This window comes from Streptantibioticus ferralitis, from assembly GCF_029223525.1.
Classification (GTDB): Bacteria; Actinomycetota; Actinomycetes; order Streptomycetales; family Streptomycetaceae; genus Streptantibioticus_A; species Streptantibioticus_A ferralitis.
Map to the genome: position 1 here is coordinate 1 of NZ_JARHTQ010000058.1, position 25361 is coordinate 25361.

At 69.0% G+C, this 25361-nt stretch carries 27 protein-coding genes, 1 tRNA gene and 1 pseudogene; 14 read left to right on the forward strand and 15 right to left on the reverse strand.

The window, feature by feature from the left end; all coding sequences use genetic code 11:
* Positions 1-280: 280 nt before the first annotated feature.
* A pseudogene (locus P2L57_RS38580) lies at positions 281-442 on the reverse strand (protein phosphatase); the annotation flags it as partial.
* A 2-nt stretch (positions 443-444) separates the two neighbouring features.
* On the opposite strand from P2L57_RS38580, the gene P2L57_RS38585 reads away from it, so the two are divergent.
* The gene (locus P2L57_RS38585) at positions 445-579 is read left to right on the forward strand and encodes a hypothetical protein (RefSeq protein WP_275823025.1); all 135 of its coding nucleotides are present in this window, start codon (positions 445-447) and stop codon (positions 577-579) included.
* Between the two features lie 157 nt (positions 580-736).
* Positions 737-1045 (forward strand): hypothetical protein, encoded by a 309-nt coding sequence (locus tag P2L57_RS38590; RefSeq protein ID WP_275823027.1) that lies wholly within the window; start codon positions 737-739, stop codon positions 1043-1045.
* Positions 1046-1111: 66 nt separating this feature from the next.
* Here P2L57_RS38590 and P2L57_RS38595 read toward each other — a convergent pair whose 3' ends face one another.
* Both P2L57_RS38595 and P2L57_RS38600 read right to left on the reverse strand, forming a co-directional pair.
* Positions 1112-1300: a hypothetical protein gene (locus P2L57_RS38595; protein ID WP_275823029.1), complete on the reverse strand. Its 189-nt coding sequence runs from the start codon at positions 1298-1300 to the stop codon at positions 1112-1114.
* A 70-nt stretch (positions 1301-1370) separates the two neighbouring features.
* On the reverse strand, positions 1371-1859 hold the full coding sequence (locus tag P2L57_RS38600) for a hypothetical protein (RefSeq protein WP_275823031.1): 489 nt from the start codon (positions 1857-1859) through the stop codon (positions 1371-1373).
* Positions 1860-2097: 238 nt separating this feature from the next.
* Here P2L57_RS38600 and P2L57_RS38605 point away from each other — a divergent pair, with 238 nt between their 5' ends.
* The 5 genes from P2L57_RS38605 to tgmC all read left to right on the forward strand — a co-directional run bounded on the left by P2L57_RS38605 (position 2098) and on the right by tgmC (position 6401).
* Positions 2098-3300 carry a helix-turn-helix domain-containing protein gene (locus tag P2L57_RS38605; protein ID WP_275823034.1) on the forward strand — a complete coding sequence of 401 codons (1203 nt, stop codon included), beginning with the start codon at positions 2098-2100 and terminating at the stop codon, positions 3298-3300.
* Between the two features lie 104 nt (positions 3301-3404).
* Positions 3405-3809 carry a recombinase family protein gene (locus P2L57_RS38610; protein ID WP_275823037.1) on the forward strand — a complete coding sequence of 135 codons (405 nt, stop codon included), beginning with the start codon at positions 3405-3407 and terminating at the stop codon, positions 3807-3809.
* A complete protein-coding gene (locus tag P2L57_RS38615; protein WP_275823039.1) occupies positions 3806-3955 on the forward strand; it encodes a hypothetical protein in 150 nt (49 codons plus the stop codon). The genes P2L57_RS38610 and P2L57_RS38615 overlap by 4 nt, the downstream gene beginning before the upstream one ends.
* A gap of 374 nt (positions 3956-4329) precedes the next feature.
* Positions 4330-5283, forward strand: a complete 954-nt coding sequence (gene tgmB, locus P2L57_RS38620; RefSeq protein ID WP_275823041.1) for an ATP-grasp ribosomal peptide maturase — start codon at positions 4330-4332, stop codon at positions 5281-5283.
* Positions 5280-6401, forward strand: a complete 1122-nt coding sequence (tgmC, locus tag P2L57_RS38625) for an ATP-grasp peptide maturase system methyltransferase (RefSeq protein ID WP_275823043.1) — start codon at positions 5280-5282, stop codon at positions 6399-6401. The genes tgmB and tgmC overlap by 4 nt, the downstream gene beginning before the upstream one ends.
* A 355-nt stretch (positions 6402-6756) precedes the next feature.
* Here the strand turns inward: tgmC and P2L57_RS38630 are convergent, their stop codons facing one another.
* From P2L57_RS38630 to P2L57_RS38640, 3 genes are all read right to left on the reverse strand, one after another.
* Positions 6757-7608: an MmyB family transcriptional regulator gene (locus P2L57_RS38630; protein WP_275823045.1), complete on the reverse strand. Its 852-nt coding sequence runs from the start codon at positions 7606-7608 to the stop codon at positions 6757-6759.
* Positions 7609-7791: 183 nt separating this feature from the next.
* Complete coding sequence (locus P2L57_RS40495; RefSeq protein ID WP_308292565.1) at positions 7792-8289, reverse strand: helix-turn-helix transcriptional regulator; 498 nt, start codon at positions 8287-8289, stop codon at positions 7792-7794.
* Positions 8290-8670: 381 nt separating this feature from the next.
* A tRNA-Val gene (locus P2L57_RS38640) sits at positions 8671-8742 on the reverse strand.
* 247 nt (positions 8743-8989) lie between these two features.
* Between P2L57_RS38640 and P2L57_RS38645 the strand changes: the two genes are divergently transcribed.
* The 4 genes from P2L57_RS38645 (at position 8990) to P2L57_RS38660 (ending at position 11392) form a co-directional block, all read left to right on the forward strand.
* Complete coding sequence (locus P2L57_RS38645; RefSeq protein ID WP_275823047.1) at positions 8990-9142, forward strand: hypothetical protein; 153 nt, start codon at positions 8990-8992, stop codon at positions 9140-9142.
* Between the two features lie 80 nt (positions 9143-9222).
* Positions 9223-10467 (forward strand): hypothetical protein, encoded by a 1245-nt coding sequence (locus tag P2L57_RS38650; RefSeq protein WP_275823049.1) that lies wholly within the window; start codon positions 9223-9225, stop codon positions 10465-10467.
* Positions 10468-10540: 73 nt separating this feature from the next.
* The gene (locus tag P2L57_RS38655; protein WP_275823051.1) at positions 10541-10747 is read left to right on the forward strand and encodes an FmdB family zinc ribbon protein; all 207 of its coding nucleotides are present in this window, start codon (positions 10541-10543) and stop codon (positions 10745-10747) included.
* 51 nt (positions 10748-10798) lie between these two features.
* A complete protein-coding gene (locus P2L57_RS38660) occupies positions 10799-11392 on the forward strand; it encodes a DUF4383 domain-containing protein (RefSeq protein ID WP_275823053.1) in 594 nt (197 codons plus the stop codon).
* Here the strand turns inward: P2L57_RS38660 and P2L57_RS38665 are convergent.
* Positions 11346-12014, reverse strand: coding sequence for an O-methyltransferase (locus P2L57_RS38665; protein ID WP_275823055.1), 669 nt, complete (start codon positions 12012-12014; stop codon positions 11346-11348). The genes P2L57_RS38660 and P2L57_RS38665 overlap by 47 nt on opposite strands.
* Positions 12015-12086: 72 nt before the next feature.
* Between P2L57_RS38665 and P2L57_RS38670 the strand changes: the two genes are divergently transcribed.
* Positions 12087-12740: a nucleoside/nucleotide kinase family protein gene (locus P2L57_RS38670; protein WP_275823057.1), complete on the forward strand. Its 654-nt coding sequence runs from the start codon at positions 12087-12089 to the stop codon at positions 12738-12740.
* 71 nt (positions 12741-12811) lie between these two features.
* Here the strand turns inward: P2L57_RS38670 and P2L57_RS38675 are convergent, their stop codons facing one another.
* Both P2L57_RS38675 and P2L57_RS38680 read right to left on the reverse strand, forming a co-directional pair.
* The gene (locus P2L57_RS38675; protein ID WP_275823059.1) at positions 12812-13645 is read right to left on the reverse strand and encodes an HAD family hydrolase; all 834 of its coding nucleotides are present in this window, start codon (positions 13643-13645) and stop codon (positions 12812-12814) included.
* Positions 13642-16302: a phosphoribosyltransferase gene (locus P2L57_RS38680; protein ID WP_275823061.1), complete on the reverse strand. Its 2661-nt coding sequence runs from the start codon at positions 16300-16302 to the stop codon at positions 13642-13644. Before P2L57_RS38680 ends, P2L57_RS38675 begins: the two co-directional genes overlap by 4 nt.
* Positions 16303-16573: 271 nt before the next feature.
* Between P2L57_RS38680 and P2L57_RS38685 the strand changes: the two genes are divergently transcribed.
* Positions 16574-17602, forward strand: coding sequence for a TerD family protein (locus P2L57_RS38685; RefSeq protein WP_275823063.1), 1029 nt, complete (start codon positions 16574-16576; stop codon positions 17600-17602).
* A 3-nt stretch (positions 17603-17605) separates the two neighbouring features.
* On the opposite strand, the gene P2L57_RS38690 is transcribed toward P2L57_RS38685, so the two are convergent.
* From P2L57_RS38690 to P2L57_RS38715, 6 genes are all read right to left on the reverse strand, one after another.
* Complete coding sequence (locus P2L57_RS38690) at positions 17606-18346, reverse strand: TerD family protein (RefSeq protein ID WP_275823065.1); 741 nt, start codon at positions 18344-18346, stop codon at positions 17606-17608.
* A 33-nt stretch (positions 18347-18379) separates the two neighbouring features.
* The gene (locus P2L57_RS38695; RefSeq protein ID WP_275823067.1) at positions 18380-19525 is read right to left on the reverse strand and encodes a DUF475 domain-containing protein; all 1146 of its coding nucleotides are present in this window, start codon (positions 19523-19525) and stop codon (positions 18380-18382) included.
* Positions 19526-19573: 48 nt separating this feature from the next.
* Complete coding sequence (locus tag P2L57_RS38700) at positions 19574-20149, reverse strand: TerD family protein (protein WP_275823068.1); 576 nt, start codon at positions 20147-20149, stop codon at positions 19574-19576.
* Positions 20150-20238: 89 nt separating this feature from the next.
* Positions 20239-20814, reverse strand: a complete 576-nt coding sequence (locus tag P2L57_RS38705) for a TerD family protein (RefSeq protein WP_275823070.1) — start codon at positions 20812-20814, stop codon at positions 20239-20241.
* A gap of 145 nt (positions 20815-20959) precedes the next feature.
* Positions 20960-21418: a peroxiredoxin gene (locus P2L57_RS38710; RefSeq protein WP_275823072.1), complete on the reverse strand. Its 459-nt coding sequence runs from the start codon at positions 21416-21418 to the stop codon at positions 20960-20962.
* A gap of 210 nt (positions 21419-21628) precedes the next feature.
* Positions 21629-22060, reverse strand: coding sequence for a DUF3052 domain-containing protein (locus P2L57_RS38715; protein WP_275823074.1), 432 nt, complete (start codon positions 22058-22060; stop codon positions 21629-21631).
* Between the two features lie 471 nt (positions 22061-22531).
* On the opposite strand from P2L57_RS38715, the gene aceE reads away from it, so the two are divergent.
* Positions 22532-25264: a pyruvate dehydrogenase (acetyl-transferring), homodimeric type gene (gene aceE / locus P2L57_RS38720; RefSeq protein ID WP_275823076.1), complete on the forward strand. Its 2733-nt coding sequence runs from the start codon at positions 22532-22534 to the stop codon at positions 25262-25264.
* Positions 25265-25361: the final 97 nt, after the last annotated feature.

Below are 25361 nucleotides of genomic sequence, written 5' to 3' on the forward strand. Positions count from 1 at the left end.
TGGTCGTCCAGCACGTCCGGCTCCAGCCCCGCCGACTGCACATTCTCCACGGCCTCAGCCGACACGGTCACGTCTGTCATCAGGTGTCACTTCCTGTTCGAAGATCCACCGTTGACCGTACAGACCCGAGCTCAACACCAGCCGCCGCCCGCGCCCCCCTGCAAGGGGCGCGGGCGGCGGAGTGAGTGCATGCCGTATCTGCAGTTTCAGTTGGCCGGTCCCGTGCACAGGCATCGATGTGGTCTGACTGAGCGCGCTACTGCGGACGTGGCGGGCCGGGTCATAGGCGCACGATGACGAGGGCGGTGTCGTCGGTGACGCCATCCGGTGGGAGCAGGTCGGTCAGCAGGGCGTCGGCGAGGGTTTCGGGGTCGGCTGCCTGGTGGCGGGTCAGGGACCCGGCGAGCCGGGCGAGGCCGGTGTCGATGTCTTCGCGCATCCGGGGTGTGGGACGAACTCGACCGGATCCGCCGCTGGTGGCTAGCTGACGGCTACCTCAACACCGCCGGGGCGAAGGTCACCATCAGCGCGGACGGCGTGACCACGCTTTCCCGTGGCGGGTGGACCGTGATCCTGTAGTCCGAACCGGGCCGGATGTTGGAATGCCGTCTGCGCCTTGTGCCTGTCGTCAGCGCTCCGCTAGGTGCACCGGCGTTGACCAGTAGCGTTCGACTGTCCCGCCGTCTGACGATCATGAAAGTTCTTAGAAAGTACTTCTGCGAAACCATTGCCTGGCATGGACTACACGTCGGTGCCGACTCTCGACGAGACGGCACCCCGCCCCTGCGTCATCCAGATCATCCGCCAGCCCGACGTCGACGGACCGCGAGCCATCCTCCACCGCGGCGACTGCGCCCAGGGCCGCGACGGCCTGTCGGCGACGGATGCCGAGCCGGAGGATGCGGTACGCGAGGGCGGCACCGTGCCGTGCCAGGTGTGCCATCCGGAGCGGGCGCGCCGGTGGCGATTAGGCCTGCCACACTGGTCTTGCGGCCCCACGTACCCCCGTCGTGGGGCCGCACCCGTTGTCAGACCCCGGGCCTAGCCTGGCTGGTGTCCCCGCAGTTGGCTGCTCGGGGTAGGCCCCGTCGGTTGCGCGGCGGGGCTTCAATCATGCGGCGATGACGTACTGGCTCTCCCGCCACGCGGCGACCCATTCCCGCTGCCACTCGGCCAACTCCAGCCGCTGTTGCGGGGATAGGCGGCCTCGGCCGGTGAGTCGACGGATCTCTTGCTGAGCCCGTGCCATGCGCGCCACATGCGGCGCAGGCAACGCACAAGCCTCAGTCGTGGAGATCATGTGGACAAGCGTAGGCGGTCGGCCTGACAACACGCCCGGCAATATCGGGCGCGGCATATGCGCGTTCGGGTCAGACGGTCCGTTGGGCGCCCTGCGGCCACACCACATCCACAGGGATTCCCAACGCCCGCGCCTCAATGACCACGTCCGCCGTGCCGCCGCCTTTGCCCGCCGGAGGCTGCCCGTTCCACACAGCCACCAGCCGATCCGCCCGCGCGAGGACTTCGCGGTTCGCGGCTTCGTAGGCAGCCCGGTTGGGTGTCTCGTGCGGCATGACCACGATCCTGTCCGCGGCCTCCACGAGCCGGTCGAACAGTGGGAGGCGGTCGGGCTTCACCTTCACCTCCCGGTAGTCCTGCGAGGGGAGGACGACGACCAACCGGCCGCCCGCGTCCAGAATGGCCTCGGCGAACAGTGAGTCGGCGCCCCGGGCGATGCACGAGATACCAACAAGATCGGGCCCCGCATACTGGGCGAGGAGGCTCCGGAAGGCGTCGCGAACCAGCGGCACCGTGCCCTCGGTGAGGTCCATGTGTCCGGTCACAGCCAAGGTCGTCACAGGCGAACTCCGTGGTCAGTCGGCGGGCTGTTCGCGGATCCTAGCCCGTACTGTGCGCGTTACGTCCTGCGGCTGACCGCCACTGCGTCCGTGTACGCCTCCGTCGTCAGGTGTCCGCGGCGCAGCCCTCAACAACGAGATCGGCCCCCACCCTCGCGTGAGGTGGGGGCCGTTCGTCATTCCCCGGAGCCGACCGGGGGTACGTTCTGAAGTGTCTAGGTTCAGAACGGAGTTCAGCATGCCACACCCTGCTGACGAACACATCGGTACCCGGATCGCGGACTACCGCAAGTTGCGGCAATTGACGCAGACCGCGCTCGCTCAACGCGCCTACCTCTCTCGCAGTTGCATTGCCAAAGTCGAGGCCGGGCTCGTCCCAGCCTCCCCGGCCGTGGTCGCAGCCGTGGCCCGGGTGCTGCAGGTCGATGTCTCCGTACTCAACGGCCAGCCATACGTGACCGAGCTGCAGCAAGATCGGCTCGACCAGTTGATTGCGCCGCTCGCCGAAGCGCTGGACGTGTACGACCTCGGCCCCGACCCGGACATCACCCCGCGCCCGGTCGACCAGATCACTGCAGATGTCAAGCAACTGTGCGTCGGCGCCTGCGCCACGGAATACAAGGGCATCGGCACCAAGCTGCCGGGGCTGCTCGCGGAGTTGACCACAGCCATGGCGATATTTCCGCCTGGCCAAGAGCAGCAGCGCGCAGCCATGGCTTTGAGCTGGTGCTACTGGGTGGCCTACGAGTTCGCCTATCGGCTGGGCTACCACGACCTGGCGTCGATCGCGCTGGAGCGCATGGGGTGGATGGCCGAGCAGGCCCAGGACCCGCTGTTGTTGGCCGTGCGGCTGACCAAGCGCTCCAGCATGCTGCTGCGCCGCGGGAACAACCAGATGGCACTTAAAGTCCTCGACCGCGGGCACAAGCTTGTCGAGCAGCACGACGGCCCCGAGGTCGACGCGCTCGCCGTCGCTGGCAGTCTCCACCTGGCTGCCGCGATCGCCGCGGCCCAAGCGAAGGACGCCGATACGGTAGCCGAGCGCATACGCGCCGCGCGGGAAGCCGCGAAACAGATCGGCCGGGACGTTCCGCAGGTGTACTGGGCGTCGTTCGGCGCGACGAACGTGGCGCATTTCGACATCGCGACGCTGGTGGAGCTGGGCAAGTTGGGCGACGCGGCGAAGAAGGCTAAGACGCTGCACTTTCCGGAGGATCATCCGCGAATGCGGGTGGGCCGCTATCACATCGAGATGGCTAGGGCTTACGTCGAGATGGGGCGTACCGAGGCGGCGTTGAACTCGCTGCACTTGGCCCGCACGGTGGCGCCTCAGCAGGCGCGCTATCACCCGTTGATGCGCGAGACGATCGGCGCGTTGGTTCGTCGTCAGCGCATGGCGCCGGAAGGGCTCGCGGCGCTGGCGGCCTGGGTCGGCATTTAGCAACTGGGTGTTCCAAGGCGGTTGTTCAAGGATTGGGAACACTGGGCGCTGGAACGGCGGGCACGCTGTGACGGTAACCATAAGTGCCGTTCATGGAGCCGACCGTGACGCAGGACCAGCGACCACTCGCGTTCATCTATGACAGATGCGCCACGCAGGACACGACGGAGTTGGAGCGTCGTCTCAATGCGTGCGGCGAGTACGTCATCGCGCAGGGCTGGGGTTTCGGTGGCTGGTGGCGCGACAGCGGCGACCACGCCCTGGTGAACGACCACCGCCCCGCGTTCGACACCCTGCTCCGCACCATGCGCGCCGCGGGGACCGGCCAGCGGGTGTGCCTCATCTATGACTGGGATCGCCTTACCCGAGACCCGACAGTCCGAGGGGTGATGACTCGCCGCGTGCTCCTGCTCGGCGGCTGGGTGGAAACCTGCGAGGGCGAGAAGCGCACCGCGGGCGGCGAGGACTCGCAGAAAGGCCGGCTGACGCAGGCCCCGATGCTCCCGTGAACGACCTTCGGACCGCCGTGACGAAGACGGTGAAGCGCTCAGCCACGTTCGTGAGCCGGCTGGCCACGCCCCTCTACATCTTGGCGGTGGTCGGGACCATCGCGTTCGTCCTCTACGTCGGCGCGACGGCCAATCGCACCCCATGAACCCCCATCCCGGCCGGTGAAGCCCTGGACAGGTCGAGCGGCCGGGACGGGTAGAGAAGGCAAGTCGGCACAACCTACGTCAAGGAGGAACAGTGCTCAGTAACTCCGAACGTCCGGGGTCGGCATCACCGACGCCATGGGGCATGGGCCGCATGGCGCCGCTGAGGAACGGGGAGCCGTCCCCGTGGCAGTACGCCGGAATCGATGCGCAGACGCAGACCGGTCGGTGGATCGGCAGCGACGGACAGATGACGCCCGCTGAACTGCAAGCACGGGACGTCCGTCAACACCTACCCGCCCACGCAGGTCGGCAAGGACGGCAAGAACGATGCTGACAGCGGCCACGATGCGACGCAGGACCAGGAGGTAGGGCCGTGGACGGACGCCCGGTGCTGGTCGCAACCGAGTACGAAGACGCGACCGCAGATCTAGTCATCACAGAGTTGAACCGGCGCCGGGTGCCCGTCCTCCGGCTCGACCCCGGCCGCGACTTCCCGTCGCCCGCCGTTCTGACGGCTTCTACGGGTACGGACGGTTGGGGCGGACGGCTCACCATTGGTGAGCGCACCGCCGATCTCGGCCAGGTGCGAGTGCTGTACCACCGGCGCCCGAGTAACTTCGCTCCACTCGTTGATGGGCAGGCTGCGAGGTTCGCCGCCCAGGAGAACCGGCGTGGATTTGGCGGGTTGCTAGGCGCATTACCCGGATGCCGGTACCTGAGCCACCCACAGGCCATTGCCCGCGCTGAGTACAAGCCGGCCCAACTCGCCGCAGCGACCCACGCGGGGCTACCCGTTCCCGCGACACTGATCACCAATGATCCGAAGGAAGCGAAGTCCTTCGCAACAGCGCAACCCACGATCTACAAGCCGTTGCACGCGGGGGCCTACGACGTGGACGGCGAGCCCGCCGGTATCTGGGCGGCGCCCGTCGAGCCGGGCCAGATTGACGCCGCCGTAGGCCACTGCGCGCACCTGTTCCAAGCCCAGGTGGACAAGACGTGCGACGTGCGTGCGGTCGTCGTGGGAGAAGAGGTCATGTGTGCCCGGATCACCGCACCGGTCGGCGTGGTGGACTGGCGGGCCGAGTACCGAAGCCTCAGCTACGAGGCCACCGAATGCCCCGACGAGATACGCGGTCCGGTGCTGCAATTCCTCGCCAGCTTCGGACTCGCTTTCGGTGCGTTCGACTTCGCCGTCACATCGGACGGCGCATGGTGGTTCCTGGAGTGCAACCCAAACGGCCAATGGGCGTGGCTCGAAGACGCGGTGGGACTGCCGATCACCGCGGCTATCGCGGACCTGTTGGAGAACGGAGACAACAAGTGACTGACGACGTGTCCTCCGAGGCGCTACGCGCCAAGCTGGCTCAACAGCTCAAAGCATCCGGACAACTGCGTAGCCCTGAATGGGACGCAGCGGTGCGGTCCGTGCCGCGTGAGGCATTTCTATCGGAGGGGTGGTTCGAGTACGAGGAAGGTGGCTGGTACCGGCCGGCGTTGCTCACCGACTCCCCTGATCGGCTCCCGCGCGTGTATGAGGACGACACACTGGTTACCCAGGTAGCGGGGGCTGTCGTTCCGGGTCAGGTTGAAGGGCGCATCGCGCACCACCCCTCCTCGTCGTCCACGCTGCCTAGTCTCGTCGTGCGCATGCTCGAAGACCTCGACGTGCGGGACGGAATGACCGTCTTGGAAATCGGCACCGGCACCGGGTACTCCACGGCCTTGCTGACGCATGTGCTCGGTGACGACGGGGTGACCTCGATCGAAGTCGACGCGGAGGTGTCCTCGCGTGCCGGAGTCGCTCTCGCCGGGCTGGGCTACTGGCCGAACCTCGTCGTGGGCGATGGACTCGCCGGGCACAAGGACAGCGCACCGTATGACCGCGTGATTGCCACGTGCGGGGTGCACACGGTACCGACCGAATGGATCGCACAGGCTCGCCCCGGCGGCCAAGTCCTGGTCCCCATCTGCGGATGGATGAACGCCTCGGAACTTGTCCGCCTCACTGTGACGGAAGATGGCACAGCAAGCGGCCCAGTCCTGGGTGGACAGGTTTCGTTCATGCTCGCACGCCCCCAACTTCCCCCTGCGTTGGGCATGTTGCCCGACTTGGACAGCGGCGACGAGCGCGAGACAACGGTGGGCGCAGACGCGCTGGACGACTGGACTGCGCGGTTTGTCGCGCAGTTCGCCGCTCCGCAGGCTCAGCGCATCACTCTCCAGCGGGACGGCAGGACCGAGCACGTGGTGCTCGACGTCGAGGCCGGCGCCTGGGCAGCGCTGAGTGAACAGGGTGCCCGCTGGGTTGTGCGGCAGGGTGGGCCCATTCGGTTGTGGGATGCTATCGAGGACCACCTTGAACGCTGGCGGGCCGCCGGGATCCCGGGCGTTGCGGACTTCACGGTGACTGTCAGCCAGGGCGGCCAGAGCATCGCCTGGTAACCGTGCTGCGCTCCCCCTAACCGCCGTCTGCGGGTCGCGGCACCCTTCCCTGACGGAGGAAGGTACACCACATGGGCCAAGAGTGGATCAATCCGAAGTATGCGCAGGTCGTCGCTGACCTTCGTCAGCGTCAGGCCGAAGCGCCCGAGGAGCAGTGCACGTCCTGCCGCGGAGCAGGCACACACTTCGAGCCGGCACCCGACGGCGCGGCACAAGTTACGTGCCGACCCTGTGGCGGGTCAGGAGCGCAGCAGGCCGGGTTCCGAATGTTCGTCACCTCCTAGCCGCAGCGAGCCCCGTCCGCGGGTTGCGGCATGCGGACGGGGCTTCTGGGTGTGGGGACATGCGGCAACTGCTAGGCGGCCGGGATCGCCGGTATCGGCGGCAGCGGCACGGGACACTCCTCACCGGGATCGAACAGCATCTGCGTGATGTGGCACGTGGGGGCCGCCCGGGGTGGAGCGGAACATATGGTGACCCAGCCCCGCCCAAGTTCGGCGTGAACGAACGGCCGGATCGCCCCATCAGTATGGGCGTAGACGGGGCCGAACTCCTCGTAGATCGGGCCGCTCCGTTTGTCCGCGCGGACCTTGCGTTCCAGGTCGGCGAGGCCGGTGTCGTGCGGGTAGGTCGCGCGCGCGGACGCCAGCAGCGGGGCTACTTGCCGGGCCCAGCTCTCCTCCCAGTCGGCGAGCACATGCCGAGCATCTGGGTGGAGAAAGGTCCATTCCACGGTGTTGGGGGGCACCTCCCCGCGCGGCAACGCCCTGACAAGGGCGTCGTTGTGGGCGAGGACCTCCCAGCGGTGGTTGGTGCAGTAGGCGATGTGCCGGGCATCGCGCAGGATCCGCCTCCACCCGCCGGGCACCTGCTCGCCGGCCACGGCGTGGAGCGGGTAGGGCGGATCGCGGCGCCACGTCATGCGCCACAGCCACGCCCACTCGTGCTCATCCAGGCGCAGCAGGGTGGCCACGTTCTTGAGCAGCACCTCGGGAGCCTTGGGGTACCTGCCGGATTCCAGGCGCTGGTAGGTACCCGGAGCCCTGTTCAGGATCTTGTCGACCTGCGCCTGGGTGAGGCCGAGACCGCCGGCGCGGCGCCCCCGCCGCGAGGCAGGACGGCTGGCCCCGAACTGGCGCGGGTCGAGCCCGGCTCGCCGCTCCCGCAGTACCTCCCGCAGCGCATCCCTGACCGCATCGTCGCCCATGCCTGCCCTCACACAGCCCGCCCCTGTGGCCGGAAATTATCCCGAAAAACGTTAGGGAAAAAGATTGCCAACGCGGGTGCATGCTTGTCACCTGCGGGTTTCCTGTCAACGCCCAGGGGGTGAAGCATGTCGTGAGCGGCATCCACGACGCTTCTACAATCGTCAACTGGCCACCGCTCAGGCTTAGTTACGCCGTGGCGGGACATGCGCGGTGTTGTGGTGCCGCCTGGGGCTCAGTCCCGGACGAGGCTCCCCAGCAGGACGGCCAGCTCGTCGGGGATGAGGATGAGGTGGTCCAGCAGGGGGGATATGCCCGAGTTCGAGCCTGTTGACTGTCTTTCGGTCCAGGCCGACGCGTTCCGCGAGTCGCTCTTGGGTGAGGTTGCGGTGTAGACGCGCATCTCGGACGCGTGTGCCGATGACCCGGCGGCGTTGCAGCACCCACTGGGGCGGTTCCTCTGGCACTCGACAAACGCTCTGCCGATGAAGATCGCAAGTCAGTACCTGCCCAGGTACATTCTTTGATCTTGCTGGCTGTGGGCCAGCCGGCAGAGAGCAGACCCACCGCCCTCCTCCGCGGGGTGGAGGCCGCAGAGGCGGGCGGTGGCGAAGCGGCGGGCACTGCGTAGCGCATCCGCGGCCCGCTCTGATGCTGGTAACCCAGCATCCCGCCCCGGGCACCCCTCACGGGAGCCCGGGGCGGTTTACGATTCGGGCATAAAGAACGCCCCCGCCGGAATTGAGCCGGCGGGGGCGCCTCCAGTGGAGTCAGGCTCCACCGGCAGAGCCGAGGCCCTGCCTACCGTTCCCCACCGGTCTTCGCGTGGGGGCGCATCAGGGAACGTGCGTTCGCACGCCCTCCCCTGAGTGATCAACTGTCCCGCAGGTCTCGCGCCCCGCCAAGGCCCTTTGCAGCACCCTCACTCTTCTGAGTGACGGGCTTCAACTTCATGATCGTTCCGGGTTGTGGACTCTTAGTGGACTCTCAAGATCCAACTAAGCGTTAGGCCCGGTCCTCCATTCGGGAGTTCCGGGCCTTCTACCTGCTCAAAGTCCGTTTTGTGGGCACAGACGGATTCGAACCGCCGACATCTGCTTTGTAAGAGCAGCGCTCTACCGCTGAGCTATGCGCCCTCGCGCCTCGAAGGCGCGGGATGCACAGATTACCCTGTCTGGCCCCCCGGTCGACAAATTCATACCCGGGGCGGGGAAGCCCCACCCAGGTTTGGGGGCGGACCGGCTGATGCGGGGTGGCGCGGGGCCTGGGTTCGAGGGGAAGCCAGGCCCCTGCGAGCCTCGGAGACGACGTGCCCACCCGACACCGCACCTTCCGCACCCTGCGCGTTCTGCTTGTTGCCGCGTCCGTTGGCGCGCTGGCGGGGTGACCGTCGGCCTGACGCCCGCCAGGTACAAGGTGACGGCTGAGACCGGCAACGGCCGCACGCGTGTGGACGTACCGCAGGACCCGCGCAGCGGCCATGTCGTCACCGCGCGCAGCGCCAACGGCTCCGTCGCGGTACGCGGCGCCGGCTGACCCGCCCCGGCCGCTGTGTCCGCCCCGTCCTGGTGGGAGGATGGTCCGCGGTACCCCGGCCGGACCAGCGGGAGAGGGATGTGACGACGGCACGTTCGTGGTGGCGGCGCGGGGAGGACAACCATCGCGCCGAGGCGCAGGCTGCCAAGGAGGCCGCCGCCGAGGCGTTCTACGAGCTGGACACCGCCCAGCGTGAGCTGCGCATCTCCATCGAGACGATCACCGCGGTCGACCATACGCCGGCCGGGCGCAAGGCCGCCGCGGACTTCGAGTCCCTCGGGCGGCGGATCGACCAGGTGAGCACCGCGTACATCGCCGCCGTCGACACGCACGACCTGGACGCCGTCGACCTCGATCTGGCCGCGGCGACCCGGGCCCGCAACGCCTTCACCCTGGCCAGGGACGACATCCTGAAGACCCAGGCGGAGCTGGAGCGGTTCACGCGCGGCCTCAGCGGCATGCTGACGCGAGCGGAGCACGAGCTGGCGCGGCTGGCGCCCGCCGTGGAGCGGGCCCGTCAGTCGCTGCTCGCGGCGGCCAACGCACTGGACGCGGTGCGTGCCTCGGGCCTGGCCGCCGATGACCTGGCCGCTCGACTGGCCGCGCTGGGACCGGAGTTGACCAAGCTCAACCAGGGCGCGGGCACACACGGTGTGCAGGAGACGATCCGGCGGGCCGACGACACCCGCCGTACGGCCGAGGGCATCCGCGCCGAGGCCGACCAGCTGCCGCAGCGCGCGGCCGAGATCGACAAACGGCTGGTCTCGCTGCGTACCCGCGCGCAGGCGCTGGCCACCCGCACCGCACAGGTCGAGCCCACGCTGAGCGAGCTGCGCCGCCGGTTCAGCGCCGCCTGCTGGCAGGACCTGCAGCGGGTGCCGGACCAGGCGGCGGCCGCGGTCGCCGAGGCCGAGCGGAAGCTCGCCGAGGCGCAGTCCGCGCGCGCCGCCCAGCGCTGGTCGGACGCGACCGCCGGGCTGAGTACGGTACGTGACCTGCTGGGCGAGACCGACGCCGCGGTCTCCGCGGCCGGTGACCGGCTGCGGCGGCTGAACGAGGTCAGCCGCGATCCGCAGGGGGAGATCGACAGGACGCGTTTCGCGCTGCGGGACGCGCAGCGGCTGGCGATGCAGGGGCGTACGGCCCCCGACCCCAGGCACGCGCGACCGCTCGACGAGGCGGTGGAGCGGCTCGACCGTGCGGTCGCCGGGCTGACCGGGCGGCACCCGGACTACTGGGCGTTCCTCACCGAAACGGCGGCGGTACGGCAGACGGCCGAGCGGGTCGTCGGCAACATCCGTGAGGAGCGCGCCCGCGCCCGCTGACCGCGACCCGAGCCTGCCCCCTGACCTGCGTGAATCCGGTGACCTGCGGGAATCCGGCCGCTATCCTGCGGTCATGCCTCGCTATGAGTACCGCTGCCGCGCCTGCGGCACCACTTTCGAACTGAATCGGCCGATGGCCGAGTCGTCCGCGCCCGCCAGCTGCCCGGACGGGCACCAGGACACGGTCAAGCTGCTCTCCACGGTCGCGGTGACCGGCGCCGCCTCGGCCGCGCCGCCCAGCGGCGGGGGTGGCTGCTGCGGGGGCGGCTGCTGCGGCTGAGCTGGCCCCGCGCGGCGGAAGGGCGGATGCTGGAAGCCAGCGCAAGCACGGATGGCAACCGCATCTCCCGCTAGGAGCCGGGCCATGAATCTGGACGAACATCTGCCCGTGGACCACCGGCTCAGCCAGGTCTACCGGGTCGGCGCGGGGCTGATGGGTCTCGTGCTGGTGGCCTTCGGCATTCTGGGCCTGCTCGGCCACGTCGGATTCTTCTCGCTGCACGGCGAGCGGGTCGCGGGGCTGAGCTCGAACGGTGCGCTCAGTGTGCTGTCCATCGTGATCGGGGCGCTGCTGTTCGTGGGGATGGTCATCGGCCGCAACTTCGCGTCGACGCTCAACATGGTGCTGGGCGTGTTGTTCGTGCTCAGCGGCTTCGTCAACCTCGCGGTCCTGGACACCAAGGTCAACTTCCTGGCGTTCCGCATGCCGAACGTGCTGTTCAGCTTTGTGTTCGGCCTGGTGCTGATGACGTTCGGCATGTACGGGCGGGTGCACAGCAATCTGCCCCATGACAACCCGTACTGGCGGCAGCGCAACCCGGATCAGGCCGCCCGCGAGGAGGCGGCGCGCCAGGCGGCTGCCGCCCAACGCCAACAGGTCAGGCGTCGACCCGCCGGGCCAACGTCACTCCGTCCGCAACAGTGAGCAGTACCGCCTCGACGCGGTCGTCGGCCAGCACGAGGTCGTTGAAGGCCTGGATGGCGGCCGCGGGGCCGGTGGCGGCCGGGTCGGTCACCGCACCGTGGAACAGCGTGTTGTCGACCACCAGCAGCCCGCCGGGGCGGGTGCGGCGCACCAACTCCTCCCAGTACAGCGGGTAGTTCTCCTTGTCGGCGTCGAGGAAGGACAGGTCGATCCACGGCTCGTCGTCCGGGAGGGCGCGCAGGGTGTCCAGCGCGGGGGCGATCCGCAGGTCGATGCGGTCCGCGACACCGGCCTTGGCCCATGCCGCACGGCCGACGGCGGTCCACTCCTCGGAGATGTCACAGGCGATGATCCGGCCGTCCGCGGGCAGCGCCCGCGCCATCGACAGCGTCGAGTAGCCGGTGAACGTACCGACCTCGACGATCTGCCGGGCGCCGATCAGCCGTACCAGGAAGCTCAGCAGCGGCCCCTGCTCCTCGGCGGTCTGCAGCCCGGCGGCGTCCGCGAACCGGGTGTGGGTGAGCTCGACCAGCTCGCGCTGGACCGGGTCGAGTGGCGGATTGTGCTCCAGCACGTAGGCGTAGAGTTCCGGCGTCAGCGGCGGGTTCTTGGTCTCGGTCACCAGGCGCTCCTTGGGAGTTCACGGAACATTCGAGCGTTTACGGTCGCGATTACCGGCGCGTAGGGTAACGCCATGCCGACCGTTGCGGACAGCTTGATCGATGAGGCGGTGGCCCTGACGCCAAGCATGGCAGGCCGCAGGGTGCTGATGGGGCTGGCGGGGGCCCCTGCGGCGGGCAAGTCGACGCTGGCCCGGCGGCTGGTGCAGGGCATCGACCGACGACTCGGGGCGGGTTCGGTGGGGTATGTCCCCATGGACGGATTCCATCTGGCCACCGCGCAGTTGGACCGGCTGGGACTGCGCGGGCGCAAGGGCGCTCCCGACACCTTCGATGTCCATGGCTATGTGCATCTGCTGCGGCGGCTGCGCGAGGAACCCCAACACCCCGTCTTCGTACCGGACTTCGACCGCCGCCTGGAGGAACCGATCGCGGCCGGTCTCGTCGTGCCGCCGTCCGCCCGCCTGGTGATCACCGAGGGCAACTACCTGGCCGATGACGGCGAGGGCTGGCGCGAGATCCGCGGCCTGCTGGACGCCCTGTGGTACGTGGACACACCGCGCCAGGTACGCGAGGAGCGGTTGCTGCGCAGGCATGTGCGCGGCGGCCGTACGGCGGACGAGGCACGGGCGTTCATCGCGGACAGCGAGCGGCCCAACGCCGAGCGCGTCGAGCGCGCCAGGACCAACTGCTCGCGCGTGGTGTTCCCCGGCACGCACAGGCCATAGGCCCCGGCGCGGTCATGCGACCTCCGTGACCCACGGCACCCGGGGGCCGGGATCCGCCGGACGGATCCTGTTCACAACGCGGTGCCCTCCACCCAGGCCGCCATCCGCCGTAGGATCCCCTCCCCCGCCGCGGCGCCGACCGTGTCCAGCGCGGTGATGTGCGATGCCTGCCAGTCGGTGTCCGCGAGTTCGCCGTGGCCGGGCCGCCAGCCCTTGTCGGCGGCGAGCAGCAGATCGGTGTCGAGCAGCGAGTCCCCGGCGGCCAGTACCCGGGACGCCCCGGTACGCCGTACCACCTCGGCCAGGGCGGCGCTCTTGGTGAGCGGTTTCGGCACCGCGTAGACCTTGCGTCCCTGCAGCGAGACGGTCCAGCCGCGTTCCCCGGCCCATCCGACCAGTTCCTTCAGCCAGCTCTCGGGCAGCCGCTGGCGGTCGACCACCAGGTAGGCGAACAGGTCCTCGGCGACCCGGGCGGTGTGCAGCCAGTCGCGGTCGGCGGCCCGGGCCAGATGGTCGAGGACCTCGGCCAGCGGCGCGCAGGCCGAGGCCAGCGTGCGCCGCACCTCGTGGTGCCATTCCCGGTCGGTGCGGCCGTCGACCAGGATGTGGCCGCCGTTGGCGCAGATCGCGAAGCGCGGCTCGGTGCCCGGCAGATGCACCCTCCGGTACTGCTGACGGGTACGGGTGGTGGCGGGGACGAACTCGGTGACGGCGGCCAGTTCCTGGAGCAGTGATGCCGCGCGCTCGGTGAGGTAGCTCAGCGGCCTGCCCTGGTGCACCTCCACGCACAGCAGCCGCGGCGCCTGGTCGTCGGGCATGCCGAGGGCGAGGGCCTGCGCCGAGTAGATCAGGGTGCGGTCGAGATCGGCCGCGATCAGCGTGCCGCCACCGGGCAGGGACGTCATCTGCGGACCACCGCCTTGCCGTCCGCGCCGATCGCCCCCCGGGTGAACCTGGGGTGCACCAGGCCGACGCAGCGGTACGGGCCGAGCAGGCCGTCCGGTGCGCCGTCCACCTCGTCGACCGGCACGCCGCGCTGCTCGGCGAGCAGCCGTACGTGGTCCAGCTCTGCCCCGGCGCCACGCCGGACCAGGATCCGCCACGGCACCCGCCGCAGCAGCACGCGGGTGGTTTCCCCGACGCCGGGTTTGACCAGGTTCACCTCGCCGATCCCGTACTCCGCGCTGATCCGTGTCACGGCGGCCCACCCCGCCCAGGTGGGGGTGCGGTCCTCCGCCCGTGCCTCCTTGAACTCGGTGGCGACGGTGTCCACCACCGCGCCGAAGCGCTTCGTGACGGTGTCCAGGAAGAGCCCGGAGACGTCCGTGCCCGCCAACTCCCGGTAGAACTTGGCACCGTGGAACTCTCCCGGCCCGATGAGGTCCGGGCGCAGCACGGTACGCGACACCAGCCCGGTCACCGTGGAGTTCAGACAGGCCGAGGGGATCAGGAAGTCATCGCGGGTACCGAAGGTGTCCACACAGGAGCCGGGGTCGGCGAGCACCGCGACCCGCGGGTCGAACTCCTCGTCCTGGCCGGACCGCCGGAAGTCCGCCAGGGCGGCGTCGAGTTCGCGGCAGATCGCGCCCTTGCCGGTCCAGCCGTCGACGAAGACGACGTCCGACGGGTCGTGCCATTCGGCGATCCAGCGCAGCGCGGCGGTGTCGATGCCCCGGCCGCGGACGATCGACACGGAGTAGTGCGGGAGTTCCAGGCCGTGCGCCTGCTGCGCCCAGCGGCGCATCAGGACTCCGGCGGGCGTACCGGCGCGGGCCAGCGAGACCAGCACCGGGGCCGGTGAGCGTTCGCTGAGCACGGTCTCGGTGACGATGCCGACGGCCCGTGCGATCCGGTCCGCGGACAGGACGAGCGCATCACGGAACAACCGCCGGTACTCGGCGCTCGGTTGGTACTCGACCGGTAGCGACTCGGCGTAGTGCGCGCCGTTTTGCACCGCCTCCTCACGTTCCTCGATCGGCTGCTCGAGCACCACGTCCGAGAGGTCCTTGAGTAGCCAGCCGACCTCGTCGGAGGCGTAGCTGGAGAACGCCGGGCCGCGCAGCGGGGACAACCCGCCGGAAGTGGGGTGAGGTTCACAGGGCATGGTTCCGGTCCCGCCGTTGGTGAGTGTCCTGCCGTTCGGGGATGTACTGCCGTTCGGGGGTGTCCCGCCGTTGGTGAGTGTCCTGCCGTTCTGGGGTGTGCTGCCGTTCGGGGGTGTCCCGCCGTTGGTGAGTGTCCTGCCGTTCTGGGGTGTGCTGCCGTTCTGGGGTGTACTGGCGTTCGGGACGTACGAGGGAACGACGGCGAGCAACAGCCGGTCCGTATGGGCGGCGAGCCGGGCCAGTAGCCCGTCGGGCGCCGTCAGGCGAGGCGTGTCGCCCACGGAGTCCACGACGACGGCGATCGCGTCGAAGCGTCGCACACCGTGGGCGCTTGGCGCCACGTTGTAGGCATAACGTTCACCCTCATCGTCCGATGGATTGTCGGGGGTGGGAAAGGCGAGACGGGAGCGCAGCGGGTAGCCCGGATCGTCGACTGCGATGGCCGGGGAGCGTGTGGTGGACGAGAAGTACACCTCGACGCCGTCGACCATGCCGTCGAGCACGGCCGCCAGCCGCAGTGGCGCGTACATCAACTCCTCGGAGCCGAGCACCAGGACGCGGCGCGCGCCGGGCGGCAGTGCCCGGCGGATTCGCTTCGCCATGCCCGGCAGCGCCGCTTCGAGGACCTCGCGGTGCCGGGGCGTGAAGCCGTGCCGCCCGCCGTCGGGCAGCCCGGGCGGCCAGCCGAGGTCGACGCGCACAACGGCACCCGGCCGCCGGGCCGTTACGGGCTCCGGCGGCGCGGAGCCGTACCGGCGCACCAGCCGCGCGCCGCGTGCCAGCACGTCGGGCGGAAGCCGCACTTCACCGGTCGCGAGAGCCACCACGTCGACCCGCACGCCGAGTTCGGCCGCGTACCCCCGCAGCCGGGCGCGGTCGCGGGAGCCGCGCAGATCGGCGAGCGCGGCCACCACGTAGTGGTCGCGCGGATAGCGGGAGTGCAGCGCCCGCACCGTGTTCAGCAGCGTGTTGCCGGTGGAGAACTCGTCATCGACCAGTACCAACGGGCCCCCACCGGTGAGCAGTTCCGGGTCGGCGGGCAGCAGCAGGTGGGACACGGCGTGGCTGTGCTCCTCCTGGAAACCGCCCGCGGGCACGACCGCGGGCACCCGGCGCCGCGTCGAGTGCAGATACGGAGCGCTCCCCAGGCCGTCCGCCACGCAGTGGCCGAGCCCGGCCGCCGCTTCCGCGTAGCCGAGGACCACGGCGCGGGCCGCGGCCGTCTCGCCGAGCAGCGCCAGCACCCGACTGCCGAGCGTCAGCCCCGTCGCGTGGACGACCCCTGGACGCTGCGGTACGTACTTGCCCAGGACGTTGGAGACCAGCAGGTGGGCGCGCTTGCCGTTGTTCCGTACCGCCAGCCCGAGCAGCCCGGGCAGTTCAGGTGAGCCGGTCAGCTCGGTGCCAAGGCGGTCGGCGGCCCACTGGCCGGTCCAGACGGCGGTCGAGGTACTCATGCGGGCTCGTACCGGAACATGGCGCTCCGCACGCGCGGCGCGGTGGGTCCGATATGGCGCATACAGCTCCCGGGTAGTGGTGTGCAGTGGTTCGCGGACCTTCGCCCTTCCCCCACTTGGCCGATCATCGTACGCGGGCGCTTGGGAAAGTCTTGACCATCCGGCGTGCGGTTCGCATAACGACGACCTGGCCGTCCGCCGGCCGACCGGCCGGAATCCGCAACGCCCCCTGCGTTGTCCCCCCGTGGAGCGGGAAGGCAGGATTACCCACATGACGCACGCGATGGTGAAGGGGTCCAACATCCCGCTTCAGGCGTCCGCGGTACGGGCAGCGCTCAGTTGGAGTACGGCTGCCGGTGTGCCCGACGTCGATGTCTCGGCGCTGCTGCTGGGCGGCGACGGACGGGTGCGCTCGGACGCGGACTTCGTCTTCTACAACCAGCCGCGGCATCCGTCGGGCCTGGTCAGGCACCGCCCGAAGCGGCGTGACGGGCACGGTCTGACGGACAGCGTCGATGCGGAGCTGGCGGCACTTGAGGCGTCGGTGGACCGGGTGGTGCTGGCCGCCTCCGCGGACGGTGGCGCGTTCGGGAGCGTGCCGGGGCTCCAGTTGCTGCTCTTCGACCTCGCGGCCGGTGACGGCGCGGAACCGGTCGCCTCCTTCGACATCGCACCGGACACCGGCGAAGAGACCGCGATGATCTGCGGCGAGCTGTACCGGCGCGGGACGGGCTGGAAGTTCCGCGCGCTGGGGCAGGGGTACGCCACCGGTCTGGTGGGCCTGGCCACGGAGTTCGGGATCGCGGTGGACGACGCGGAGGCTGAGGCTCCGGCGGAGCCCGAGCCGGCGGCCACCGCGCGCCCGGAAGAGGCTTCCGCCAGGGGCGCGGAGCCGGCTGCGGGGGCGGGCGCGCCGTCAGGCGTTGCGGGCGCCACGGTCCCGGCGGAGCCCGCCGCCGCGCCGGCGGCGGTGCCGCCCATGCCGACCACCCAGCCCGCGTACGGATATCCGCTGCAGCCTCCGGCACCTCAGCCCGGCGGGTACGGATATCCGCAGCAACCGCCTGCGGCCCAGCCCGCCTACGGGTACCCGCAGCAGCCCGGCGGCTATGGCTTCCCGCCGCCCGCCGCACCCGCGGCGGCGGCGCAGCAGGGCGCATACGGCTATCCGCCGCATCCGGCATACGGATATCCGCAGCAGGCGCAGCCGCAGTCCACCGCCGCCCGGCAGGCCGCGGCGCCAACCGTCGCGGTGTTCACGCTGCCGCCGCAGGGACCGCAGTTCCAGAGCGGACGGTAGCGCTCAGATCTTGGACTTGTATCCGCGGCCCCACTGCAGGCCCCAGCCGTACAGCCGGTCCAGCTCGGACTGGAAGCCGTAGACGTACTTCACCTCGCGCCGCACCGTCAGTTCGCCCTTGGTGTTGTTCTCGATCAGAACGACCGCGCACGAACGGGCCTCCGGGGCACGCTCGTTGAGGGCGATCTCGATGCTGGGGCCGGAGCTGGGGTAGAGCGTGACGACCGCGTGCGTACGGTCGAAGGCCGGGGTGCCGTCGTAGATGTAGACGAACACCAGCAGCCTGCGGAACTGCTCCTTGTGGTCGAGGTTGATGTATATCGTCTCGCCGGAGCCGGAGCCGAACCGGTCGTCACCGCTGAGTTGGATGTACGGCGACTCGTTGAAGGCGCCCAGGAAGTTGCCGAGCGGCTGGACCACGCCCTTGGTGCCGTCGGCGAGTTCGTACATACACGCCAGGTCGAGGTCGACATTGACCATCGCGGTGCCCTGGGCCTGCACCAGTTCCGGCTTGAACAGACCGAACGGCTTACGGAACAGACCGCCGCGTTCGCGGTTCAGATCGCCGAAGTCGGAAGTGCGCATCGACCAGGTGAGGTTGACCCGCAGGTTGCCACTTGCCGAGCCCTGGTGGTTGAGCGACACCACCTGGTTCCGTTTGGTCAGGGTGACCGTGTGCGCGATCCCCATGTCGAACTGGGGTGGCTTGTCCCCGCCCCGCAAGAACTCCCATACGCCAGCCATGTCGCCCTCCCCTGCCGTGGCCAACGTGCAGGCTCAGACCCCCGAGGGAATCTCCGCCTGCTTCTCCAACTGCTCGGAGCCTTCCCCAAGTCGGCGGTTGCGTACCACTGATGACAGGAACGAGGCGAGGATCAGTACGACGCCCACCAGACCGGTGATGACCTCGTTGACCTCGTACTCGATGGTGACGAGCAGGATGACCGCCAGCGCGCCGATCGCGTAGTGCGCGCCGTGCTCCAGGTACACGTAGTCGTCCAGGGTGCCCTTGCGCACCAGGAAGACGGTGAGTGAGCGGATGTACATCGCACCGATGCCGAGGCCGAGCGCCATCATGAAGATGTCGTTGGTGATGGCGAACGCGCCGATGACGCCGTCGAAGGAGAACGAGGCGTCAATGACCTCCAGGTAGAGGAACATGAAGAACGCGGCCTTCCCCGCCAGGCCGAGCGCCGAGGCCCCGCCCCGCTTCGCGGGAGCATCCGACGGCTCGCTCTCGTCGGCCTCTTCCTCCTCCTCTTCCTCCAGGCGCCCCTCGAAGAAGCCGGAGATGCCGCCCACGACGAGGTAGGTCACCAGTCCGGCGACCCCGGCCAGCAGCACCGTCGTCGACTTGTCGGCCGTCCCACCGCCCTGCGACGGGACGGAGGTGGCCACCGTCGTCGCGGCGACCAGCAGCGCGACCAGGGCGATGATCACCGAGACCATGTCCAGCTTGCCGACCCTGGCGAGCGGCCGCTCCAGCCAGGCCAGCCAGTGGATGTCCCGGTCATCGAAGAGGAAGTCCAGGAAGATCATCAGCAGGAACACCCCGCCGAACGCGGCGATCGCCGGGTGTGCGCTGGTGACCAGGTGCTCGTAGCGGTCCGGGTCGTTCACCGCCACCTTGACCGCTTCGATGGGCCCGATCTTGGCGGTGATGGCCACGATGACGACCGGGAAGACCAGCCGCATGCCGAAGACGGCGATCAGCACGCCGACGGTCAGGAAGACCTTCTGCCAGAAGGCGTTCATCTTCCGCAGGATGCCGGCGTTGATGACCGCGTTGTCGAAGGAGAGCGAGATCTCCAGGACCGACAGGATCGCGACCACCGCGAGCCCCTGCCACCCCCAGATCACGCCCGCGAACGCCAGTCCGGCGATTGTGATGGCTAGTGACCAGCCGAACGTTCTGACGAGCACTGGCAATCCAATCCTTGGAGGTCCCCCGTGCAGCAGCTGCACGCATTTTTACGAAACGTTGACCCCAAAGTCTAGGGCGATGCCTCGCAGACCCGAGGCGTACCCCTGGCCCACCGCGCGGAACTTCCATTCGCCGCCGTACCGGTAGAGCTCACCGAAGATCATCGCGGTTTCGGTGGAGGCGTCCTCGCTGAGGTCGTAACGCGCCAACTCGCTCTGGTCGGCCTGGTTGACCACCCGGATGTACGCGTTGCGGACCTGGCCGAAGGCCTGCGAGCGGACCTCGGCGTCGTAGATCGAGACCGGGAAGACCACCTTGTCCACCCGGTCCGGCACCTTGGTGAGGTCGACCAGTATCGTCTCGTCGTCACCGCCGCTGCCGCCGACGAGTTCGTCGCCGGTGTGCTCTACCGAACCCTCAGGGCTCTTGAGGTTGTTGTAGAACACGAAGTACTCGTCGCCGAGCACTCGGCCGCCCGCGCACAGCAGGGCGCTGGCGTCCAGGTCGAAATCCGCGCCGGTGGTCGACCTGGCCTCCCAGCCGAGGCCGATCATGACGTGCGTGAGGTTCGGCGCGGCCTTGCTGAGGGAGACGTTGCCCCCCTTGGCGAGCGTGACACCCATGTGGTTCTTTCCTCCCCGATGCTTTCTGGTTCTCACGGAGTCCGGCGCCGCGAACCCTCCCCGGGCCCGCGGCGCCGGACGCCGTGATGTCAGACGTTGACGCCGAAGTCCTGGGCGATTCCGCGCAGGCCCGACGCGTACCCCTGGCCGATGGCGCGGAACTTCCACTCGCCGCCGTTGCGGTAGAGCTCGCCGAAGACCATGGCGGTCTCGGTCGAGGCGTCCTCCGTCAGGTCGTAGCGCGCCAGCTCCCGGTTGTCCGCCTGGTTGACCACGCGGATGTACGCGTTGCGAACCTGACCGAAACTCTGCTGCCGGTCCTCGGCGTCGTAGATCGAGACCGGGAAGACGATCCTGTCCACCTCCGGCGGCACCGCCACCAGGTTGACGTTGATGACCTCGTCGTCGCCCTCACCCTCACCGGTGAGGTTGTCGCCGGTGTGCTCGACCGAACCGTCCGGGCTCTTGAGGTTGTTGTAGAACACGAAGTGCTGGTCGGTGAGGACCTTCCCGGCGGGATTGGTGAGCAGGGCGCTGGCGTCCAGGTCGAAGTCCGCGCCGGTGGTCGTGCGGGCGTCCCAGCCGAGGCCGACCTGGACCGCCGTGAGGTTCGGCGCCTCCTTGGTCAGTGAGACGTTGCCGCCCTTGTTGAGGCTGACTCCCACGAGTCCTCCCAAAGTCCGAGGGGAACGTTGAGCGCAGCGCCCCCGTTGGTGCGTGTACAACCGGATCAACGCCCTGATCCTAGTGACCGGTTCCCCAACTGGGGAGCGCTCACGCGGCGTGCCGGATGCACGCCGCTTGAACACGTCACAGCTCGTTGAGCGCCTTCGTGTACTCGTTCAGGTCACGCGCGTCCGGCAGGGCGTTGACGACGGCCCAGCGGACCACGCCCTCCTTGTCGATGATGAAGGTGCCGCGCACCGCGCAGCCCTTCTCCTCGTCGAAGACGCCGTACGCCCGGCTGGCGGCACCGTGCGGCCAGAAGTCGGAGAGCAGCGGGTACTCCAGCCCCTCCTGCTCGGCGAAGACCCGCAGGCTGAACGGGGAGTCGTTGGAGACCGCGAGCAGCTGCACATCGTCGTTGACGAACTTCGGCAGTTCGTCGCGCAGGGCGCACAGTTCGCCGGTGCACACGCCGGTGAAGGCGAACGGGTAGAACAGCAGGACGACGTTCTTCTCGCCCTTGTAGTCGGAGAGCCTGACCAGCTCGCCGTGCTGGTTCTTGAGCTCGAAGTCCGGGGCCTTGGAACCGACCTCGATGGCCATGGGGTACTTCCCTTCCGATCTCGCTAGCGCGTCTCACCGGTACCGCTACGCCGTTCGTGGCATGCGGCACGGACAGTCTTTCACTGCCGGGGACCGGGTTCGGCGGCGCGGGGCGCACCGGCGGGTGGTACGCGCCGCGCCCCCGTCGGCACTGGGCCTACGGGGGCGCGGAGAGACGTCGGGGTGGGTCGGGCGGTGGTGGCGGGGCGCTCAGCGCTTGCCGGACTTGGGGGCCACCAGCCGGCTGCCGGTCCAGTCCTTGGCCGCGCTGATGCTCTTGCCCTGGGACAGGCCCGCGGTCTGCGCCGCCTCGCTGATGTCACTGGTCTCGACGTAGCCGTCACGGCCGGTCTTGGGGGTCATCAGCCACACCACACCGCCGTCGTCGATCAGACCGACGGTGTCCACCAGGGCGTCCGTAAGGTCGCCGTCCTCGTCGCGGAACCACAGCAGGACGGCGTCGGCCACGTCGTCGTAGTCCTCGTCGACAAGATCCTGTCCGATGATGGCCTCGATGCCCTCACGGAGCTCGTGATCGACGTCCTCGTCGTAGCCGATCTCCTGGACCACCTGTCCGGGCTCGAAACCCAACCGGCTCGCCGGGTTGGTCCGCTCCTCCGCGTGGCCCGCGGTCGCGCTCACGGATTGCCTCCTGACTTGGGGATGTCTGTCGGCCCCGCGCGTGTACGGGGCGATGGCCGTAGTCCACACGCACCAGGCGGATCGCGCAAGTACCCAGCTACCGATCCCGCCCAAACGTTGACGTGTCGCCGCACATCGCACCGCCATCTGTGACGCCCGTCACCACGTTTTGCCGGGGTTGCGCCGTTAGGCACGCACTCCCGACCAGGACAGACCGAACGGAAGTGCACTTCCGGGACGGGTGTCCGACCGCGCCCCGACTGGGCGTAGAGTTGCGATTTGGCCCGCCCGTCGCCCACCCACACCCATGACCGGAGGCACTCGCGCGCCACTGCGCCAACCGTCAGCCGGTCCTTGGCCTGTCTCACCAGGTGGTGGTTACCACTCAGTAGAGATGACGGATCTCCAGCCGCGGTACACGATGGAGGCGGCGCGACACAGCAGAGCATTACCTAGTAGCGAAGGAACAGCGTGGCTTCCGGATCCGATCGCAACCCGATCATCATTGGCGGCCTTCCCAGCCAGGTCCCGGACTTTGATCCCGAGGAGACGGCGGAATGGCTCGACTCGCTCGACGCGGCCATCGACGAACGCGGCCGTGAGCGTGCCCGCTACCTGATGCTGCGGCTCATCGAGCGCGCTCGCGAGAAGCGTGTCGCCGTGCCGGAGATGCGTAGCACGGACTACATCAACACCATCGCCACCAAGGACGAGCCGTTCTTCCCCGGCAACGAGGAGATCGAGCGCAAGGTCCTGAACGCGACCCGGTGGAACGCCGCCGTCATGGTGTCGCGCGCCCAGCGCCCCGGCATCGGCGTCGGCGGCCACATCGCGACCTTCGCCTCCTCCGCCTCGCTGTACGACGTGGGCTTCAACCACTTCTTCCGGGGCAAGGACGACGGCAAGGGCGGCGACCAGGTCTTCTTCCAGGGGCACGCCTCCCCCGGCATCTACGCGCGCGCCTACCTGCTGGACCGGCTCTCCGAGCAGCAGCTCGACGCCTTCCGGCAGGAGAAGTCCAAGGCCCCGTACGGCCTGTCCAGCTACCCGCACCCGCGGCTGATGCCGGACTTCTGGGAGTTCCCGACCGTCTCGATGGGTCTCGGCCCGCTCGGCGCGATCTTCCAGGCCCGGATGAACCGCTACATGGAGGCGCGCGGCATCGCGGACACCTCCGACTCGCACGTGTGGGCCTTCCTCGGCGACGGCGAGATGGACGAGCCGGAGTCGCTCGGCCAGCTGTCGTTGGCCGCCCGTGAGGGCCTGGACAACCTGACCTTCGTCGTCAACTGCAACCTGCAGCGGCTCGACGGCCCGGTGCGCGGCAACGGCAAGATCATCCAGGAGCTTGAGTCGCAGTTCCGCGGCGCGGGCTGGAACGTCATCAAGCTGGTCTGGGACCGCAGTTGGGACCCGCTGCTCGCGCAGGACCGCGACGGCGTGCTGGTCAACAAGCTCAACTCGACGCCTGACGGTCAGTTCCAGACGTACGCCACCGAGACCGGCGCGTACATCCGCGACCACTTCTTCGGCGGCGACCACCGGCTGCGCAAGATGGTCGAGGGCATGACCGACGACCAGATCCTGCACCTGGGCCGTGGCGGTCACGACCACCGCAAGATCTTCGCGGCGTACAAGGCGGCCAAGGAGCACAAGGGCCAGCCGACCGTCATCCTCGCCCAGACCGTCAAGGGCTGGACGCTCGGTCCGAACTTCGAGGGCCGCAACGCGACCCACCAGATGAAGAAGCTGACCGTCGAGGACCTCAAGCGCTTCCGCGACCGGCTGCACATCCCGATCACGGACCAGCAGCTGGAGTCCGGCCTGCCGCCGTACTACCACCCGGGCCGGAACTCGGAAGAGATCCAGTACATGCACGACCGCCGCAAGGAGTGCGGCGGCTACGTGCCCACCCGCGTGGTCCGCGCCAAGCCGCTGAACCTGCCGGACGACAAGGCGTACGCGGCGGTCAAGAAGGGCTCGGGACAGCAGTCGATCGCCACCACGATGGCGTTCGTCCGGCTGCTCAAGGACCTGATGCGGGACAAGGAGATCGGCAAGCGCTTCGTGCCGATCGCGCCCGACGAGTACCGCACCTTCGGTATGGACTCGCTGTTCCCGTCCGCGAAGATCTACAACCCGCTGGGCCAGACCTACGAGTCGGTCGACCGCGAGCTGCTGCTGGCCTACAAGGAGTCCCCGACCGGTCAGATGCTGCACGACGGGATCTCCGAGGCGGGCTGCACCGCCTCGCTGATCGCGGCGGGCTCCGCCTACGCCACGCACGGCGAGCCGCTGATCCCGGTCTACGTCTTCTACTCGATGTTCGGGTTCCAGCGCACCGGTGACCAGTTCTGGCAGATGGGCGACCAGCTCGCGCGCGGCTTCGTGCTGGGCGCGACCGCCGGTCGTACCACCCTGACGGGTGAGGGTCTGCAGCACGCCGACGGCCACTCGCAGCTGCTCGCCTCCACCAACCCGGCGTGTGTCGCGTACGACCCCGCCTTCGGCTACGAGATCGCGCACATCGTCAAGGACGGTCTGCGCCGGATGTACGGCCCGGACAGCGAGGACGTCTTCTACTACCTCACCGTCTACAACGAGCCGATCCAGCAGCCGGCCGAGCCGGAGCACGTGGACGCCGAGGGCATCCTCAAGGGCCTGTACCGGTACAAGGCCGCCGAGAGCGGTTCGATCCCGGCGCAGATCCTGGCGTCCGGTGTCGCGGTGCCGTGGGCCATCGAGGCGCAGCGGATCCTCGCCGAGGAGTGGAACGTCAAGGCCGACGTGTGGTCCGCCACCTCCTGGAACGAGCTGCGGCGCGACGCGGTCGCCGCCGAGGAGCACAACCTGCTGCACCCGGAGGAGGAGCAGCGCGTCCCGTACGTGACGACCAAGCTCTCCGGCTCCGAGGGTCCGTTCGTCGCCGTGTCCGACTGGATGCGGTCCGTTCCGGACCAGATCGCGCGCTGGGTGCCGGGTACGTACCAGTCGCTGGGTGCGGACGGCTTCGGCTTCGCCGACACCCGGGGTGCGGCGCGGCGCTTCTTCCACATCGACGCCCAGTCGATCGTGCTCGGGGTGCTCACCGAGCTCGCCAAGGAGGGCAAGATCGACCGCTCCGCGCTGAAGCAGGCCATCGACCGCTACCAGCTGCTCGACGTCGCGGCGGCTGACCCGGGCGCGGCGGGCGGCGACGCGTAGTCGGCCACGGCGCCTGAGCCGCGGAAACAACGGGACCGGGGTACCCAGCACATCGCTGGGTACCCCGGTCCCGTCCTACGTGGGGCAATTCCCGCCC

What these genes read in the sequence shown, in the direction of transcription:
- P2L57_RS38670 (WP_275823057.1), top strand. Translation starts at nt 12,087, where the DNA reads ATGCCGACCGTTGCGGACAGCTTGATCGATGAGGCGGTGGCCCTGACG.
- P2L57_RS38700 (WP_275823068.1), bottom strand. Translation starts at nt 20,149, where the DNA reads ATGGGTGTCACGCTCGCCAAGGGGGGCAACGTCTCCCTCAGCAAGGCC.
- P2L57_RS38675 (WP_275823059.1), bottom strand. Translation starts at nt 13,645, where the DNA reads ATGACGTCCCTGCCCGGTGGCGGCACGCTGATCGCGGCCGATCTCGAC.
- P2L57_RS38605 (WP_275823034.1), top strand. Translation starts at nt 2,098, where the DNA reads ATGCCACACCCTGCTGACGAACACATCGGTACCCGGATCGCGGACTAC.
- P2L57_RS38595 (WP_275823029.1), bottom strand. Translation starts at nt 1,300, where the DNA reads ATGATCTCCACGACTGAGGCTTGTGCGTTGCCTGCGCCGCATGTGGCG.
- P2L57_RS38680 (WP_275823061.1), bottom strand. Translation starts at nt 16,302, where the DNA reads ATGAGTACCTCGACCGCCGTCTGGACCGGCCAGTGGGCCGCCGACCGC.
- P2L57_RS38710 (WP_275823072.1), bottom strand. Translation starts at nt 21,418, where the DNA reads ATGGCCATCGAGGTCGGTTCCAAGGCCCCGGACTTCGAGCTCAAGAAC.
- P2L57_RS38685 (WP_275823063.1), top strand. Translation starts at nt 16,574, where the DNA reads ATGACGCACGCGATGGTGAAGGGGTCCAACATCCCGCTTCAGGCGTCC.
- P2L57_RS38655 (WP_275823051.1), top strand. Translation starts at nt 10,541, where the DNA reads ATGCCTCGCTATGAGTACCGCTGCCGCGCCTGCGGCACCACTTTCGAA.
- P2L57_RS38660 (WP_275823053.1), top strand. Translation starts at nt 10,799, where the DNA reads ATGGCAACCGCATCTCCCGCTAGGAGCCGGGCCATGAATCTGGACGAA.
- P2L57_RS38690 (WP_275823065.1), bottom strand. Translation starts at nt 18,346, where the DNA reads ATGGCTGGCGTATGGGAGTTCTTGCGGGGCGGGGACAAGCCACCCCAG.
- P2L57_RS38630 (WP_275823045.1), bottom strand. Translation starts at nt 7,608, where the DNA reads ATGGGCGACGATGCGGTCAGGGATGCGCTGCGGGAGGTACTGCGGGAG.
- P2L57_RS38590 (WP_275823027.1), top strand. Translation starts at nt 737, where the DNA reads ATGGACTACACGTCGGTGCCGACTCTCGACGAGACGGCACCCCGCCCC.